15 protein-coding genes and 2 riboswitches are annotated in these 14,310 nt (G+C 70.1%); of the genes, 7 read left to right on the forward strand and 8 right to left on the reverse strand.

The annotated features are described in order from the left end of the window. Positions 1–20 precede the first annotated feature (20 nt). The gene (mgtE, locus tag ACVGV2_RS14950; RefSeq protein WP_459162979.1) at positions 21–1,352 is read left to right on the forward strand and encodes a magnesium transporter; all 1,332 of its coding nucleotides are present in this window, start codon (positions 21–23) and stop codon (positions 1,350–1,352) included. A 61-nt stretch (positions 1,353–1,413) separates the two neighbouring features. Here mgtE and ACVGV2_RS14955 read toward each other — a convergent pair whose 3' ends face one another. From ACVGV2_RS14955 to ACVGV2_RS14980, 6 genes are all read right to left on the reverse strand, one after another. Then, a complete protein-coding gene (locus ACVGV2_RS14955; protein WP_459162980.1) occupies positions 1,414–1,851 on the reverse strand; it encodes an SRPBCC family protein in 438 nt (145 codons plus the stop codon). Between the two features lie 28 nt (positions 1,852–1,879). Beyond that, positions 1,880–2,716, reverse strand: a complete 837-nt coding sequence (locus ACVGV2_RS14960) for a phosphoenolpyruvate hydrolase family protein (protein ID WP_459162981.1) — start codon at positions 2,714–2,716, stop codon at positions 1,880–1,882. A 55-nt stretch (positions 2,717–2,771) separates the two neighbouring features. After that, the gene (locus ACVGV2_RS14965) at positions 2,772–3,974 is read right to left on the reverse strand and encodes a Tm-1-like ATP-binding domain-containing protein (RefSeq protein WP_459162982.1); all 1,203 of its coding nucleotides are present in this window, start codon (positions 3,972–3,974) and stop codon (positions 2,772–2,774) included. A gap of 88 nt (positions 3,975–4,062) precedes the next feature. Then, complete coding sequence (locus tag ACVGV2_RS14970) at positions 4,063–4,827, reverse strand: SDR family NAD(P)-dependent oxidoreductase (RefSeq protein WP_459162983.1); 765 nt, start codon at positions 4,825–4,827, stop codon at positions 4,063–4,065. Positions 4,828–5,199: 372 nt separating this feature from the next. Then, positions 5,200–5,355 (reverse strand): hypothetical protein, encoded by a 156-nt coding sequence (locus tag ACVGV2_RS14975; RefSeq protein WP_459162984.1) that lies wholly within the window; start codon positions 5,353–5,355, stop codon positions 5,200–5,202. Between the two features lie 127 nt (positions 5,356–5,482). Continuing rightward, positions 5,483–6,661: an acyl-CoA dehydrogenase family protein gene (locus tag ACVGV2_RS14980; protein WP_459162985.1), complete on the reverse strand. Its 1,179-nt coding sequence runs from the start codon at positions 6,659–6,661 to the stop codon at positions 5,483–5,485. Between the two features lie 115 nt (positions 6,662–6,776). Between ACVGV2_RS14980 and ACVGV2_RS14985 the strand changes: the two genes are divergently transcribed. The 4 genes from ACVGV2_RS14985 (at position 6,777) to ACVGV2_RS15000 (ending at position 11,354) form a co-directional block, all read left to right on the forward strand. After that, positions 6,777–7,463: a TetR/AcrR family transcriptional regulator gene (locus ACVGV2_RS14985; RefSeq protein ID WP_459162986.1), complete on the forward strand. Its 687-nt coding sequence runs from the start codon at positions 6,777–6,779 to the stop codon at positions 7,461–7,463. Between the two features lie 136 nt (positions 7,464–7,599). Then, positions 7,600–7,693, forward strand: a riboswitch (glycine riboswitch). Further along, positions 7,694–7,790, forward strand: a riboswitch (glycine riboswitch). A gap of 127 nt (positions 7,791–7,917) precedes the next feature. Next, positions 7,918–9,021: a glycine cleavage system aminomethyltransferase GcvT gene (gene gcvT, locus ACVGV2_RS14990; RefSeq protein ID WP_459162987.1), complete on the forward strand. Its 1,104-nt coding sequence runs from the start codon at positions 7,918–7,920 to the stop codon at positions 9,019–9,021. Between the two features lie 65 nt (positions 9,022–9,086). After that, positions 9,087–10,367: a serine hydroxymethyltransferase gene (gene glyA, locus ACVGV2_RS14995; protein ID WP_459162988.1), complete on the forward strand. Its 1,281-nt coding sequence runs from the start codon at positions 9,087–9,089 to the stop codon at positions 10,365–10,367. A gap of 477 nt (positions 10,368–10,844) precedes the next feature. Beyond that, positions 10,845–11,354 (forward strand): hypothetical protein, encoded by a 510-nt coding sequence (locus ACVGV2_RS15000; RefSeq protein WP_459162989.1) that lies wholly within the window; start codon positions 10,845–10,847, stop codon positions 11,352–11,354. 71 nt (positions 11,355–11,425) lie between these two features. Here ACVGV2_RS15000 and ACVGV2_RS15005 read toward each other — a convergent pair whose 3' ends face one another. Both ACVGV2_RS15005 and ACVGV2_RS15010 read right to left on the reverse strand, forming a co-directional pair. Next, positions 11,426–12,109: a DedA family protein gene (locus ACVGV2_RS15005; RefSeq protein WP_459162990.1), complete on the reverse strand. Its 684-nt coding sequence runs from the start codon at positions 12,107–12,109 to the stop codon at positions 11,426–11,428. Between the two features lie 297 nt (positions 12,110–12,406). Continuing rightward, positions 12,407–13,054: a LysE family translocator gene (locus ACVGV2_RS15010; protein WP_459162991.1), complete on the reverse strand. Its 648-nt coding sequence runs from the start codon at positions 13,052–13,054 to the stop codon at positions 12,407–12,409. 91 nt (positions 13,055–13,145) lie between these two features. Between ACVGV2_RS15010 and ACVGV2_RS15015 the strand changes: the two genes are divergently transcribed. After that, positions 13,146–13,649 carry an Lrp/AsnC family transcriptional regulator gene (locus ACVGV2_RS15015; RefSeq protein ID WP_459162992.1) on the forward strand — a complete coding sequence of 168 codons (504 nt, stop codon included), beginning with the start codon at positions 13,146–13,148 and terminating at the stop codon, positions 13,647–13,649. 202 nt (positions 13,650–13,851) lie between these two features. After that, positions 13,852–14,289 carry a VOC family protein gene (locus tag ACVGV2_RS15020; RefSeq protein WP_459162993.1) on the forward strand — a complete coding sequence of 146 codons (438 nt, stop codon included), beginning with the start codon at positions 13,852–13,854 and terminating at the stop codon, positions 14,287–14,289. Positions 14,290–14,310 lie beyond the last annotated feature (21 nt).

Consider the following 14,310-nt stretch of genomic DNA (forward strand, 5'->3'; position numbering starts at 1 on the left):
CCGCCGGATGGGAGGTCCCCATGTCCACCGAGACGCTGCAGACTCTGCTCGATCGCAACGACATCGCGGGGATGCAGCACTGGATTTCCGAACGGAGGCCCTATGAGATCGCCGACGAGATCGGTCGGCAGGGCGAGGTCGAGGCGGTGCTGCTGTTCCGCCTGCTGAGCAAGGACGAGGCCATCGAGGTCTTCGAGGAACTCGACCCGATCGCGCAGCAGAAGATCCTCGACGGCCTGCGCGACCACGCCTTCCGCGAACTCGTCGAGGCCATGGATCCCGATGACCGGGTGCGGCTGCTCGGCGAAGTCCCCGCCAAGGTGGCCCAGCGCGTCCTCGCCGGGCTCAGCCAACGGGAACGCGACACCACCGCCGAAATGCTCGGCTACCCGGAAGGCTCGGTCGGCCGGTACATGAGCCCGGAAGTGGTGATCGTCCGCCACGACCTCACCGCCGGCCAGGCCCTGGACGTCGTCCGCGGCAAAGGCCTCAGCGCCGAAACCGTCTACACCCTGCCCGTGGTCGACGACGAACGCCGCCTGCTCAGCGTGGTCAGCCTCCGGGACCTGGTGCTCAGCGCCCCCGGGCGCCCGCTGCAGGAACTGCTCGACGAGGAGCCGGTGTCCGCCGCCGCCACCGACGACGCCGAGAACGCCGCGCGCGTGATGCGCGAGTCGAACCTGCTGGCCCTTCCCGTTGTCGATAGTGAACAGCGCGTGGTCGGTCTGCTCACCATCGATGACGCCATGGAAGTGCTGGAATCGGCCGAAACCGAGGACTTCGTGCGGCAGTCGGCGACCACGCCGTGGCAGGGCCACTACGTGGCCGCCAGCGTGTTCCAGATCGCCCGTTCGCGCATCGCGTGGCTGTTGCTGCTGCTGGTGGCCGCCACGCTCACCGTCAACGTGATGCAGTTCTTCGAGGCGACGTTGGCGCAAGTGACCGCCTTGGCGCTGTTCATCCCGCTGCTGACCGGCACCGGCGGCAACGCGGGAGCGCAGGCGGCCACCGCCACCGTCCGCGCGCTGGCCGTGGGCCAGTTGCGCACCGGCGACGTGCTGCGGGTGGTCTGGCGCGAATGCCGGGTGGGCGTGCTGCTCGGCGTCATGCTCGCCACCGTCGGCCTGGGCATCGGCACGTTACTGGTGGGGTTCCAGGTCACCCTCACCGTGGCACTGTCCATCGTGGTCATCTGCACGTGGGCGGCCATGGTCGGGGCGGCCATGCCGCTGCTGGCCAAACGCGTCGGCATCGACCCGGCGGTCGTCTCCGCTCCGCTGGTGACCACGCTGGTCGACGCGACGGGGCTGATCATCTACTTCTTCATGGCCCACCTGGTGCTCGGCGTATGACCGGTGCCCGGGCCCGGCTACCAGCGGTCGCGGCGGGCAAGCCGGGCCCGGGCAGCGCACGTCACCGTTCGAAGTGCGTGCGCAGGGCTTTCAGCCCCGCCCCGAACACGCCGCGGCTGAAGGTCTTGTCGAGCTGCGCCTCGTCGGCCGCGTCGGCGTCGTAGTCCGCGTACCACTCGACGAACGAGGTGTCGTCGGCCGTGACGGGGATGACGCGGACGGTCGCGCGGTACTTCCGCACGGGGAACGGACCCTCGAGGATCTCGTAGCTGTAGGAGCGGGCCACGTCGTCGAGATCCACGAGCTGTTCCCGGACGACGGACTCGTCGGGCATGGTCAGGTAGCGGACGCAGCCGACCGCGTCGGCGGGACGACCGCCCTCGATGCTGCTGGTCGCGATTCCCGGGTGCCACTGCGGCAGCCCGTCGAAGTCGCGCACCACCCGCCACACCGCATCGGCCGGAGCCTCGACGGTGGTACTGGCGTAGGACCGCGGCATGCTATCTCCTCCTCGGATCGTTGCGGCGCTATTCGCCGCTGCTGCGGGTGAAGGCCCGGGTCGTCTCCGCGATCGCCTTCTCCGTGGGCAGTCGTTCCATGCTCGAGGCGCCGAAGAAGCCGTGGCAACCGCTGGTCTCCGACAGCACGTACTCGGCGTCGGCCGGTGCGGAGATCGGGCCGCCGTGGCAGAGCACGAGCACGTCCTCGCGCACCTGCCGGGCCGCGTGCGCGAAGGCGTCGATGTCGGCGACGCAGTCGTCGAGGGTGCGGGCGGTCTCCGCGCCGATGCTGCCACCGGTGGTCAGCCCCATGTGGCAGACGATGACGTCGGCGCCGGCCCGGGTCATCCTGCGCGCGTCCGCGGCGGAGAACACGTACGGCGTGGTCAGCAGGTCGGCTTCGTGCGCGGCGGCGATGAGCTCGACTTCGCGCTCGTAGCTCATGCCGGTCTCTTCGAGGTTCGCCCGGAACGTGCCGTCGATGAGCCCCACCGTGGGGAAGTTCTGCACGCCGGAGAAGCCGAGATCGGCGAGCCGGCCGAGGAACCGCTCGGGCATGAGGAACGGGTCGGTGCCGTTGACGCCGGCGAGCACGGGCGTGTTCCGCACGACCGGCAGCACTTCCGCCGCCATTTCCACGACGACGTCGTTGGCGTTGCCGTAGGCCAGCAGCCCGGCCAGCGAACCGCGCCCGGCCATGCGGTAGCGCCCCGAGTTGTACAGCACGATCAGATCGATCCCGCCGCTCTCCTCGGCCTTGGCGGACAGGCCGGTGCCCGCTCCGCCACCGATGACCGGTTCACCCCGGTCGACCTTGCCGCGCAGCCGGGACAGCAGTTCCGAACGTTCGAAGCGCTTCGTCATCGGACCTCCACCATCGTGTGCGAACCGGTACGTCCCCGCGTCACTGCGAACACCGTCACCGCGACCGCGCAGCGGTGCTGATGCCCACTTCCTCCGCCGCGGCCACCACGGCGTCGGCGAACTCCGCGTCGTTGATGTTGTGCGGCACGCGCCGCACCCGCTCGGCCCCGTGCACGTTCCGCTCGATCGCGTCGAACAGCCGCTCGTCGGCGGTCGGATCGCGAAACGCGGCACCGGGGGCGTCCAGCAGCGACACCCCGCCCGCGGGCAGCAGGAACCGCACGGGCCCGGCGCAGGCGTTGATCTTGCGGGCGAGGAACTCGCCGATGCGCTCGCACTCCTCGGCAGTGGTGCGCATCAACGTCACCTGCGGGTTGTGCTCGTACAGCAACCGCCCGCGGAACCTCTCCGGCACGGTGCCGACGGCTCCGAAGTTCACCATGTCCAGCGCGCCGCACGAACCGACGTAGGGCACCCGGGTGCGCGCGATCGCGTCGAGCCGCTGTTCGCCCGCGCTCATCACCCCGCCGACGAGCAGATCGGCGATCTCGGTGGTGGTGATGTCCACGACCGCCTCGACGTAACCGTCGTCGACGAGCTTCTCCATGGCGCGCCCGCCCGTTCCGGTGGCGTGGAAGACCAGCGGGTCGTGCGTGGTGCGCATCCTGTCGGCGACGGCGGTCACGCACGGGGTCGTCACGCCGAACATGCTCAGCGCGAGCGCGGGTCGGTGGCCGGTGTCCGGGATGTCGTGCGTCAGCGAGCCGAGCAGGGCGTGCGCGGCGTTGCCGAGCACGCGGCGGGAGATGCGGTTCAGCCCGGCGATGTCGGTTACCGAGGGCAGCAGCACGAGGTCGGAGGAGTCCACATAGGCCGAAGTGTCACCGGAGGCCACTGTGGACACGATCATCTTGGGCACGCCCACGGGGAGAGCGCGCAGACCGCGGCTGATCAGCGCGGTGCCGCCGGAACCGCCGAGTCCGAGCACACCGTCCGCCGGCTGCTGCGCCAGGAAGCGTTCGAAGGCGACGGCCATGGCGGACACGGCCGCACCGCGGTCCGATGTGAACACCGCCGCCGTCCCGTCGGGGTGGTGCGCGGCGACCTGCTCGGCGGAGACCTCCGCCGCGCTCGCCTCCGCCGATCCGGTGCTGACGTCGACGGTGGTCACGGCGCAGTGCGGGGCCAGCAGACCCGCCACGTAGCGCAGGTCTTCCCCCTTGGTGTCGAACGTGCCCACCACGTACGCCCTCGGCATCGGCCACCCTCCAGCACGGCTGCGCGAACACGGCGCACCCTACTGCGGTGGCGCGGGGCGTGCCCAGAGGCGCGGCCTGCAACCGCGGTCACCGCAGCATGATCGAGCCACCGTCGGCCATCAGGGTCTGCCCGGTAATGTAGCGGCTGTCGTCGCTGGCGAGGAAGACCACGACGGGCGCGATGTCGCGCTCGGGATCGCCCATCCTGCCCAGGGGGATACCGCTGGACACCTGCTCGTACTGCTCGGGGTGGGTCTGCGCCCAGGCATCGACCCCCGGAGTGCGGGCGATGGGGGAAACGAGGTTGACGCGGATCCCGTCGCCGGCCCACTCGTGGGCCGCGACCCGGCTGAACCCCCGGATGGCTTCCTTGGCGGCTGCGTAGGACGCCTGGTCGGGCTGCCCGTTCAACCCTGCACCGGAGGCGAAGTTGACGACGCTGCCGCCGCGCTCGGCCAGGTGCGGGTGGCACGCCCGCATCAAGTGGTAGGTGGCGAAGAAGCCGCTGTTGAAGGAGAGCTCGAACATCTCCGCGGTGTGCTCGAGAACGGGGGCCTGCCGGGAGGCGTGGGCGTTGTTGACCAGCACGTCCACACCGCCGAAGGAATCCACGGCGGCGGCGAGCACGTCGTCGGCGGATTCGGACCGGCTGATGTCGCGGGCGAGGAAGGTGACCTGCTCCTCTGCCGCGGGGCCGGTTTCGGTGAGCTCGCGGGCGGTCGCGGCGGCGGCGTGCTCATCGATGTCGACGAGCACGAGGTCGGCGCCTTCGGCGACGAGGGCAGCGCAGATGCCGCGCCCGATGCCGCCGGCCCCGCCGGTGACGATCGCCGTCTTGCCGCTCAGTCGCACGGGTGGTGCTCCTTTCCGAGGTGGATGCCGGAACCGTTGCCGCCGACGCCGGGCGTTGCGCTCATCAGCGACACCGACGTGCCCGCGCGATGGAGGTGGGCGAGGCGTCGAGCAGCTGCTGCAGTGGCGGGACAGTGGCGGGACGAGGCGGACGACGAGGTCCAACGGGTTCTGCAGCGCGGACCGGCCGCGACCACGACACGCCGTGCCCTCCGGCCGCACGTGGCCGTGCCCTCCGGCCGCACGTGAAAGCGGCCCGCCGGTCCGCGGGGGACGGCGGGCCGCTGGGCGTCACCGGCCGGGATGTCACCGACCGATGTCACCGCTGGGCGTCACCGGCCGGGTCTCATCGACCGGATCACCGGGACCGGATCACCGGCTGGACTTGCTGCCCTTGAGCAGCTTGTTCTTCGCCTCGTCGATCTTCGCCCGGGTCTTGGGGTCCTGGGCGTACTTCTTCGCCTGCCGCATCATCCGGCGCCCCTGCGGGCTGCTGGCGAAAGCGGCGATCTTCTTCATCAGCGACATGTCCGCTCCTGGTCGGTCCTCAGCGCGCGGCCTGTCCGTCGAAGTGATGACCGGCGCGTCGCCTGGGGATCAGGCGCTGTCCAGCCTACCGAGGAGTTCGGCGGGGCGACACCGCCTCGGCGGGGACTCAGCCGAGCACTCCGCTGACCGAGTGGTGCCCCTTGAGGACGTTGCGGGCGATGGTGCGGCGCTGGATCTCGTCGGTGCCCTCGAAGATGCGCAGCAGGCGCAGGTCGCGGAACCAGCGTTCCACCGGCAGCTCGCGGGTGTAGCCCATGCCGCCGTGGATCTGCATCACGCGGTCGACGATCTCGTTGGCCCGCGTCCCGCCGTAGAGCTTGGCCATGGACTGCGCGTGCCGCGAGTCCATCCCCTGGTCGACCTGCCAGGCGGCCTGCAGCACGAGCCACCGCAGCGCTTCGATCTCCACGGCCGAGTCGGCGATCATCCACTGGATGGCCTGGCGGTCGGCGATGGGCGCGCCGAAGGTCTGGCGGTTGTTGGCGTAGTCGGCGGCCATCTCGACGAGCCGTTCGCAGGCACCGAGCGCGTGCGCGGGCAGCATGTAGCGGCCGCGGCCGATCCACTGCATGGCCAGCGAAAAGCCCTGGCCGATCTCGCCGAGCACGTTCTCCTCGGGAACGCGCACGTCGTCGAACACCAGCGAGGCGGGTTGACGCTCCCACTCGCCCATGATGTCGATGGGTTCCGAGGTCCAACCCATGTCGCGGTCGACGAGGAAGCAGGTCACCCCGCCGTCGGCGCCCTTGGACTTGTCGGTGACGGCGAAGACCATGGCGAAGTCGGCGTCGATGCCGCCGGTGATGAAGGTCTTCTCGCCGTTGATCACCCACTCGTCGCCGTCCTTGCGGGCGGTGGTGCGGATGTTCTTCGCGTCGGACCCGGCGCCGGGCTCGGTGATGGCGAAGCAGGACTTCCGGGTGCCTTCGATGGTGGGCAGCAGGTAGCGCCGCTTCTGCTCCTCGTTGCCGTGGTAGAGGATGTTGTCCGCGTCGCCGCCGAACTGGAACGGCACGAACGTCCGTCCCAGCTCGATCTGGATCAGCGCCGTCAGCACGGCCGGCAGGTCCATCCCGCCGTACTCCTCGGGGGTCTGCACGCCCCAGAACCCCGCCTCGCGCGCCTTGTTCTGGAGGTCGGCCTGCTCCTGCTTGGTCAGTCCCCGCGCACCGGCGCGTTCCCGGTCCAGCACTTGCTGCTCCAGCGGCATGAGCTCGCGCTGGACGAAACGGCGCACCCAGTCGCGCACGTCGCGCTCGGTGTCGGACAACGAGAAGTCGACCATTGACCTGCCCTTCCGTGTGACGTACTAACTAACAACGTTAGTTTTATGGCAGCCTAGAGTCCCTCGAACCGCCCTCGCAAGAGGCGTTCCCCCAGGCCAGCAACGTGGAGAAACCGTGCCCCGTCCGAGCCGTCCCCTCCTGACGACCGAACGCATCGCCCGGGTCGGCCTCGAGATCATCGACGCCGAAGGGCTCGAGGCGCTGTCCATGCGCCGCCTGGCCGAACGCCTCGACGTCCGCGCGGCGTCGCTGTACAACCACGTGCCGAACAAGGACGACCTGCTGCACACGATCTCCGACGAGGTCATGACCCAGGTCGACGTCTCCGACTTCGAGACCGACTGGCCCACCGGCCTGCGCACGTGGGCGCGGTCCTACCGCGCCGCCCTGCGCGCCCACCCCAACCTCGTGCCGTTCCTGGCCTCCGGCCCGGCCCACCGGGAGAACGCGTTGCGCCGCGCCGACCGGGTGCACGGCGGGCTCGTGCGGGCCGGCTGGCCGCAGCGGTACGCGACGATGATCGGCGCGTCGACGAAGTACCTCGTCGTCGGCTCGGCCATGGCCTCGTTCGCCGAGGGCTTCCCCGCCGACGCGAGCATCTACGACGAGCGATTCCCGCACCTCGACCGCGCCCACCTGCTGCCGCAGCACACAGAGATCGACGCGGACAGCTTCGAGCTCGCCCTCGGGGCCCTCATCGACGGGCTGCGTGAGGTCTACCGCACCCTCGCCGCGACGACGCCCGAGGACGCGGTGTCGGCACCGCAGCACCCGCGCCGACCTCCGCGCGCAACCGAGTGAGATCAGCCTCGCGTTGTGGTTGACTGCCCGCGGGGTCCTCCGTAGCGTCACGCTCTGTCCAGAGAACAACCTGCCCGGGGGGCAACCTGTCCAGGCAACGCCCGGGCAGCTGGTCCACAACCGAACACCGCGCCGTTGACTCCGTGCGGGAGAGCTCCCGGCCCGTCGGGACGCCGAAGGAGCAAGCACTCCCCAGCAAACTCTCAGGCACCACCTACCGCACGGCACGAGGCGCAACGGGAGGAAAGCAGGAGCGGACCGCTTCTCGCCCACGGTGCAAGCCGTCGACGACGGTGAAACTCTCAGGCCCATGACTCCAGGGGAGACCGCCCGACGTGCGTACGACCGCGCAGGTGGCGAACGCAGCGGTCCGATTACGCTGGCAGGATCCGATTGCGCAGTTTCGGACCCGCGACCGCCGACCGGCGCCGCCCCCAGGAGGAGTCCAGACACGATGACGTCACCGAGGCAGACGCCCCTGCACCGGATCCACGAGGAGCTGGGCGCGACGTTCACCGACTTCGCCGGCTGGCAGATGCCGGTCCGGTACTCCGGCGACACCGCCGAGCACAACGCGGTGCGGGGCAGCGCCGGGCTGTTCGACCTCTCGCACATGGGCGAGCTCCACATCCGCGGGCCGCAGGCCGCGGAGGCCTTGGACTACGCCCTGCTGGCCCACGCCTCGGCGATCACGCCCGGCCGCGCGCGCTACACGATGATCTGCAACCACGACGGCGGCGTGCTCGACGACATCATCGTCTACCGGCTGCGCGAGGACGAGTACCTCGTCGTCGCCAACGCCGCCAACGCCGGCACCGTCTCCGCGGCACTGGCCGAGCGCACCTCCGGGTTCGAGGCCGAATTCCACGACTACTCGCACCGCTACGCGCTCATCGCGCTGCAGGGGCCGAACGCGGCTGCGATCCTCGCCCCGCTGACCGAAACCGACCTGTCGACCGTCAAGTACTTCGCCGGGTACTACGCCACCGTGGCGGGCTGCGAGATCATGCTCGCCCGCACCGGATACACCGGCGAGGACGGTTTCGAACTGTTCACCGCGCCGGAGGACGCCGAGTCGATCTGGCAGGCGCTCACCGAGGCCGGCGCGGGCTACGACCTCAAGCCCGCCGGACTGTCCTGCCGGGACACGTTGCGGCTGGAAGCGGGTATGCCGTTGTACGGCAATGAGCTCAGCGTCGAGTTGACGCCGTACCACGCCAATCTCGGCCGGGTGGTCAAACTCGACAAACCCGATGACTTCGTGGGCAAGGCCGCGCTGGCGAAGGTCGCCAAAGGCCCCACCGACCGGACGTTGGTGGGCCTGAGCACCGACCAGCGGCGCGCGCCGCGACACGGGTACTCCGTGCTCGACCCCGAAGGCAACGAGATCGGCGAGGTCACCAGCGGTGCGCCCTCCCCCACATTGGGGCACCCGATCGCGATGGCCTACGTGGACCGCGCGCACAGCCAACCGGGCACCGCGCTGAACGTGGACGCGCGCGGCAAGTCGCTGCCGGTGGAGGTGGTGGAACTGCCGTTCTACCGCCGCGGCAACTAACAACAGCGCCGTTCGACCAGAGGTCCGCAGGGCCGTCGCAGACAGAAATCAGGAGGCAACACCAAATGTCCACACCGGACCTGTTCAACGACCAGCTTGCTGCGGTGGATCCGGAGGTGGCCGCAGCGGTCGGTTCCGAGCTGGGGCGGCAGCAGAACACGTTGGAGATGATCGCCTCGGAGAACTTCGCATCGCGGTCGGTGCTGGAGGCTCAGGGGTCGGTGCTGACGAACAAGTACGCCGAGGGCTATCCGGGCAAGCGCTACTACGGCGGCTGCGAGCACGTCGACGTCGTCGAGCAGTTGGCGATCGACCGGGCCAAGGAGCTGTTCGGCGCGTCGTTCGCGAACGTGCAGCCGCACTCGGGGGCGCAGGCCAACGCTTCGGCGATGTTCGCGCTGCTGTCGCCGGGCGATACGATCATGGGGCTGGATCTGGCCCACGGTGGGCACCTCACCCACGGCATGCGGATCAACTTCTCCGGCAAGCTCTACAACGTTGTGCCGTACCACGTCGACGAGTCCGAGCACCGCGTGGACATGGACGAGGTGGCCCGGCTGGCGCGGGAGAACCAGCCGCGGATGATCATCGCCGGGTGGTCGGCGTACCCGCGCCAGTTGGACTTCGCCGCTTTCCGCGCGATCGCCGATGAGGTCGGGGCGTACCTGCTGGTGGACATGGCGCACTTCGCCGGGCTGGTCGCGGCGGGGCTGCACCCCAATCCGGTGCCGCACGCGCACGTGGTCACCACCACCACGCACAAGACGCTGGGTGGCCCGCGCGGCGGAGTGATCCTCTCGGCCGATGCGGAGTTCGCCAAGAAGTTCAACTCGGCGGTGTTCCCCGGTCAGCAGGGCGGCCCGTTGGAGCACGTCATCGCCGGCAAGGCGGTGCTGTTCAAAACGGCCGGCAGCGAGGAATTCGCCGACCGGCAACGCCGCACCCTCGAGGGCGCGCAGCTGCTGGCGCGGCGGTTGCAGGCCGCGGACGCGGCCGCGGCCGGGGTGCAGCTGGTCTCCGGTGGCACCGACGTGCACCTGGTGCTGGTGGATCTGCGCAACTCCGAGCTGGACGGCAAGCAGGCAGAGGACCGGCTGCACGAGATCGGCATCACGGTCAACCGCAACGCCGTGCCGAACGATCCGCGGCCGCCGATGGTGACCTCCGGGCTGCGGATCGGCACCTCGGCACTGGCCACCCGCGGCTTCGGCGCCGAGGAGTTCGGCGAGGTCGCCGACATCATCGCCGAGGCCCTGCAACCCAGCCTGGACGAAGCGACCACGACGAAGCTGCGCGCCCGCGTCGAGGCGCTGGCCGCGGCCAAACCGCTCTACCCCGGCCTGTGATCCGCCGCTCGCAGATCGGCTACTTGTAGTTCGGTTACTTGCAGATCGGTTACTTGTAGTTCGGTTACTTGCAGATCGGCCGCTGTGGATCGCCGGCCGTAGATCGCCGGCCGTAGATCGCCGGTCGTAGATCCGTCGCTCGTAGATCGCTGGTCGTAGAGCGCCGGCCGTAGATCCGTCGCTCGTTAGTTCCGCCGCGGGTTTCCGGGCACCGGAGACCCGCTGCAGGCCGTTCGCGACAGGGGCCGTTCGCGACAGGGGCCGTTCGCGACGAGGGCCGCGCCCACTACCGAGGCGCGGCCCTCGTCGCACATCGGAGCGCAGGACCCGAAACCGACGCCGCCCTCGGTGCGGACATTTCTCGAGAAAAGTCCCCCAACGGTGCGTGGGGTGCAGGGCAACGTCCGTGCGGCGCTCGGGCGAGAAGACGAGCGAACCGCCAACGCGAGGCGGTTACCGATGGCATCCTGCTGGACCATGGACACGATCATTCATGAGGTGCGGATCGCGCGCGATCCCCGCGGCGTGCGGCGGATGCGGTGGTCGGCGGGAGTGGCGATCGGCGGCGCCGTGCTGGCCGCCTGCTTCAGCAGCGCGAGCCTGCTCCTCTCGTGGCAGGACGGGAGCTTCCGCCAGTACTTCACCGCCGCTGCCCTGGCGATGCTCCTCCTGTCGGTGGTGCTGCAACTGCGCGCGTGGCTGCCGCCCCTGCGGACGCAGGACTTGACGATCACGTTCACCGCGGGCGGGCTGACCTACCGCACCGAGCACGAGCACGGGACGGTGCGCTGGCCGGACGTGCGCTGGGTCCGGCTGAGCCAGCAAGCCATCATCGGCCCGTACCTGCACGTGCGGGTGAACGCACCGCAGGGCAGCACCCAGCGAAACGGCCTGCTCGTGCCGCTGGGCTCCGAAGCACCCCCGCTGCACGAGCTGCACCGAAGCCTGACCCGGCTCAGCGGCAACACGCTGCGGGTCAAGACCTGACCCCGCGAGGAGCTACCCGCCAGCCCGCGTGCACATTTTCGCGAAATGTGCGCACCGCTGCGCACGCGCGCTCAGGCGGCCTGTTCGACGTCCTCGTCGCGCACGACGGTCTCGTCGGTGCCCTGCTGTTGCGCGGCTTCCTGCTTGCGGGCGCGCCGGTGGCGCCAGTACCAGGCGGAGACTCCCGCGACGACCAGCACCGTGGCGAACAGCCAACTCGCCTGCCCCAGCGCGTGTTCGATCGCCTTGACCGAAGTGCCGGCCGCCCAACCCACGCCGACGTGCAAGCCGGACCAGCTGGCGGCCCCGATCAGGGAGGCGAGCAGGAACCGCCCGTAGCCGAGTTGGCTCGTGCCCGCGGCCGCGGGCACGAGCGTGCGCACGACGGGCAGGAAGCGGGCGACGAGCACCGCGCCGATGCCGAAGCGGCGCAGCAGGCCGGTGGCCCGGTCCCAGTGCTGCTGGCCGAGCTTGCGCACGGCCTTGGTCTCGCGCACCCGGATGCCGTAGCGGCGCCCCAGCAGGTAGCCGATGTTGTCGCCGACGGCGGCGCAGACGGTCACCACCAGCGTCAGCGAGAAGAAGAAGCCCCAGCTGTCGACCGTGGCCGCGGATATGAGCAGCCCGCTCTCGCCCGGCACGAGGAAACCGAGACCCAGCGTGCACTCGGCGAGGACCAGCCCACCGGTCACCAGCACCAGAAGTGGTCTGGGCAACCCGGCCACGAGGGCCAGGAAGTCGCTGATGAACGCCACGTAATCACCTCGGGGAGCGCACCGGCGGGCATTTTCTCGCCACGCTACCGGCCACGTGCACGAGCGCACTCAGGGATGGCACCCAGCCAGAGCCCGGAGAAGCAGCGCCATTTCGCCCCGGGGACACCGTTCCCGACATCTTCTCGCTGCACAGCGGCCGCTGCGCACATCACGATTCCACAACGAGAGGCCGCCGCGCATCGTGTCACCCCTCACCGGTGGCCCGCGCCCTCCGCGTCGACCCTCGCGCATCGAAGCACGCCCACCCGCCGGTCGATCCTCCGGTCGAGCACTCGGTCAGCTCATGGCGATGGACCCGGCCATCACCAGCAGCGCACCACCGCAGCAGCGCTCGAACACGCGCCGCCGCCGCGGCTTGGCCAGCAGCGCGGACAGCCGCTGCACCGACGGCACCACGACGAGCCACCACGCGGCGAACGCGCTCACCGCGACCGCGCTGAGCAGGGCTGCCTGCGGCATCGGCGCGGCATCGGAGTCCATGGCCTGCGGCAGCAGGGTCAGGAAGGTCAGCATGACCTTCGGGTTGAGCACGTCGGTGAGCAGCGCACGCAGGAACACCGCGCGTCCGGTCTGCGCGGCGTGCACGGCTCCGTTGCCGCTGGTGCGGGGAACGGCGCTGTCGACCGCTTCGCCGGAGCGCTTCCGCCGGGTGCCGTAGAGGATCCGCAGCCCCATCCAGCAGAGGTAGGCCACGCCGAGACCCTTGACCACCCACAGCGCGGCCGGAACCGCCGCGACGAGCGCGGACAGGCCGAGCGTCGCGGCCGCCGCGTGCACCACGAGTCCCGCGGTCACTCCCGCCGCCGCCAGCCACCCCCAGCGGCTGCTGGTCGCCGCATTGCTGGTGACCAGCACGAAGTCCGGTCCCGGAACGATCACGATCACCAGCAGGGCCAGCAGGAACGGCCCCCAGTCGATAGTCACCACACCTCCAGCTAGTCATTCGTTCGAGCAGTAAGCCCATCGTGCTCTGTCAGTTCGCTCTTCCGCCACTGCTCACATACGATGTTCGACGATGAGCGAAACTGTGGAACTGGATTCGGTCGACTGGCGGATCCTGGAGGAATTGCAGAACGACGCGACGCTGCCGAACCGCACCCTGGCCGAACGCATCGGCCTCGCACCGTCGAGCTGCCTGCAGCGCGTGCGACGACTGCGTGAGCGCGGGGTGATCGTCGGATCGCACACCGACGTCAACCCGGCGGCCACCGGACTGCCGCTGGAAGCGATCGTCTCGGTCAACGTGCGCCCGCACACCCGCGATGTCGTCGACAGCTTCCGCGAGTTCGTGCTCTCCCAGGCCGAGACCCGTTCGCTGCTGCACGTCAGCGGGCAAGCGGATTTCCTGCTGCACGTGGCGGTGGCCGACACGACCCACCTGCAGAGCTTCCTCGTGGACAAGCTCGCCAACCGCACCGAGGTTCGGCACTTCACCAGCTCGATCGTGCTCGAGCAGGTGCACACGCGCGCGTTGACGCCCCCGCCGCAGCTGCGCCCGCAGCGGCGGCGCCGCGAGTGACCCGCCGGGGAACACGACAGCACTACCGGGGCCGCACCGACGCGCCCGCCACGGCCCGGACGCGCGCAGCACGGCGGGCCCGGCCGGGACGAGGCGGCCCGTGCCCGCCGGGTACGCGGACGCACCCCAACCGGCCGACACGCGCACCACCGCGCTCGAAACCCGTGCGCGAAGCACCGGGGCTCTGCAAGACTGCGCCGCCATGGACCAGCGCACGCACGTGATCACGCTCGCCACCGATGACCTGCACGCGGCCCGTTCGTTCTACGTCGACGGGCTCGGCTGGCAACCCGCGCTCGACGTCTCCGGCGAGATCATCTTCTTCCAGACCGCACCGGGCATGCTGCTCGGCCTGTTCGAAACCGAGCGGTTCTACGGCGACACCGGTTCCGCGGTGGCGGGCAGAGGCGCGTCCGGGATCAGCCTGGCGCACAACGTGGACAGCGCCGAAGAGGTCGACGCGACGGTCCGCGCCGCCGTCGACGCCGGGGGCTCGCTGGTCAAATCGCCGCAGCGGGCGAACTTCGGCGGCTACCACGGCCACGTCGCCGACCCCAACGGCGTGCTCTGGGAAATCTGCTACAACCCGTGGCTGCGGTTCGCCCCGGACGGCACGGCGGAGTTCATCGAGGGCGAGTGAGCGCGTGATCGCCGCGCTCGA

It is taken from the genome of Bounagaea algeriensis (assembly GCF_054491375.1).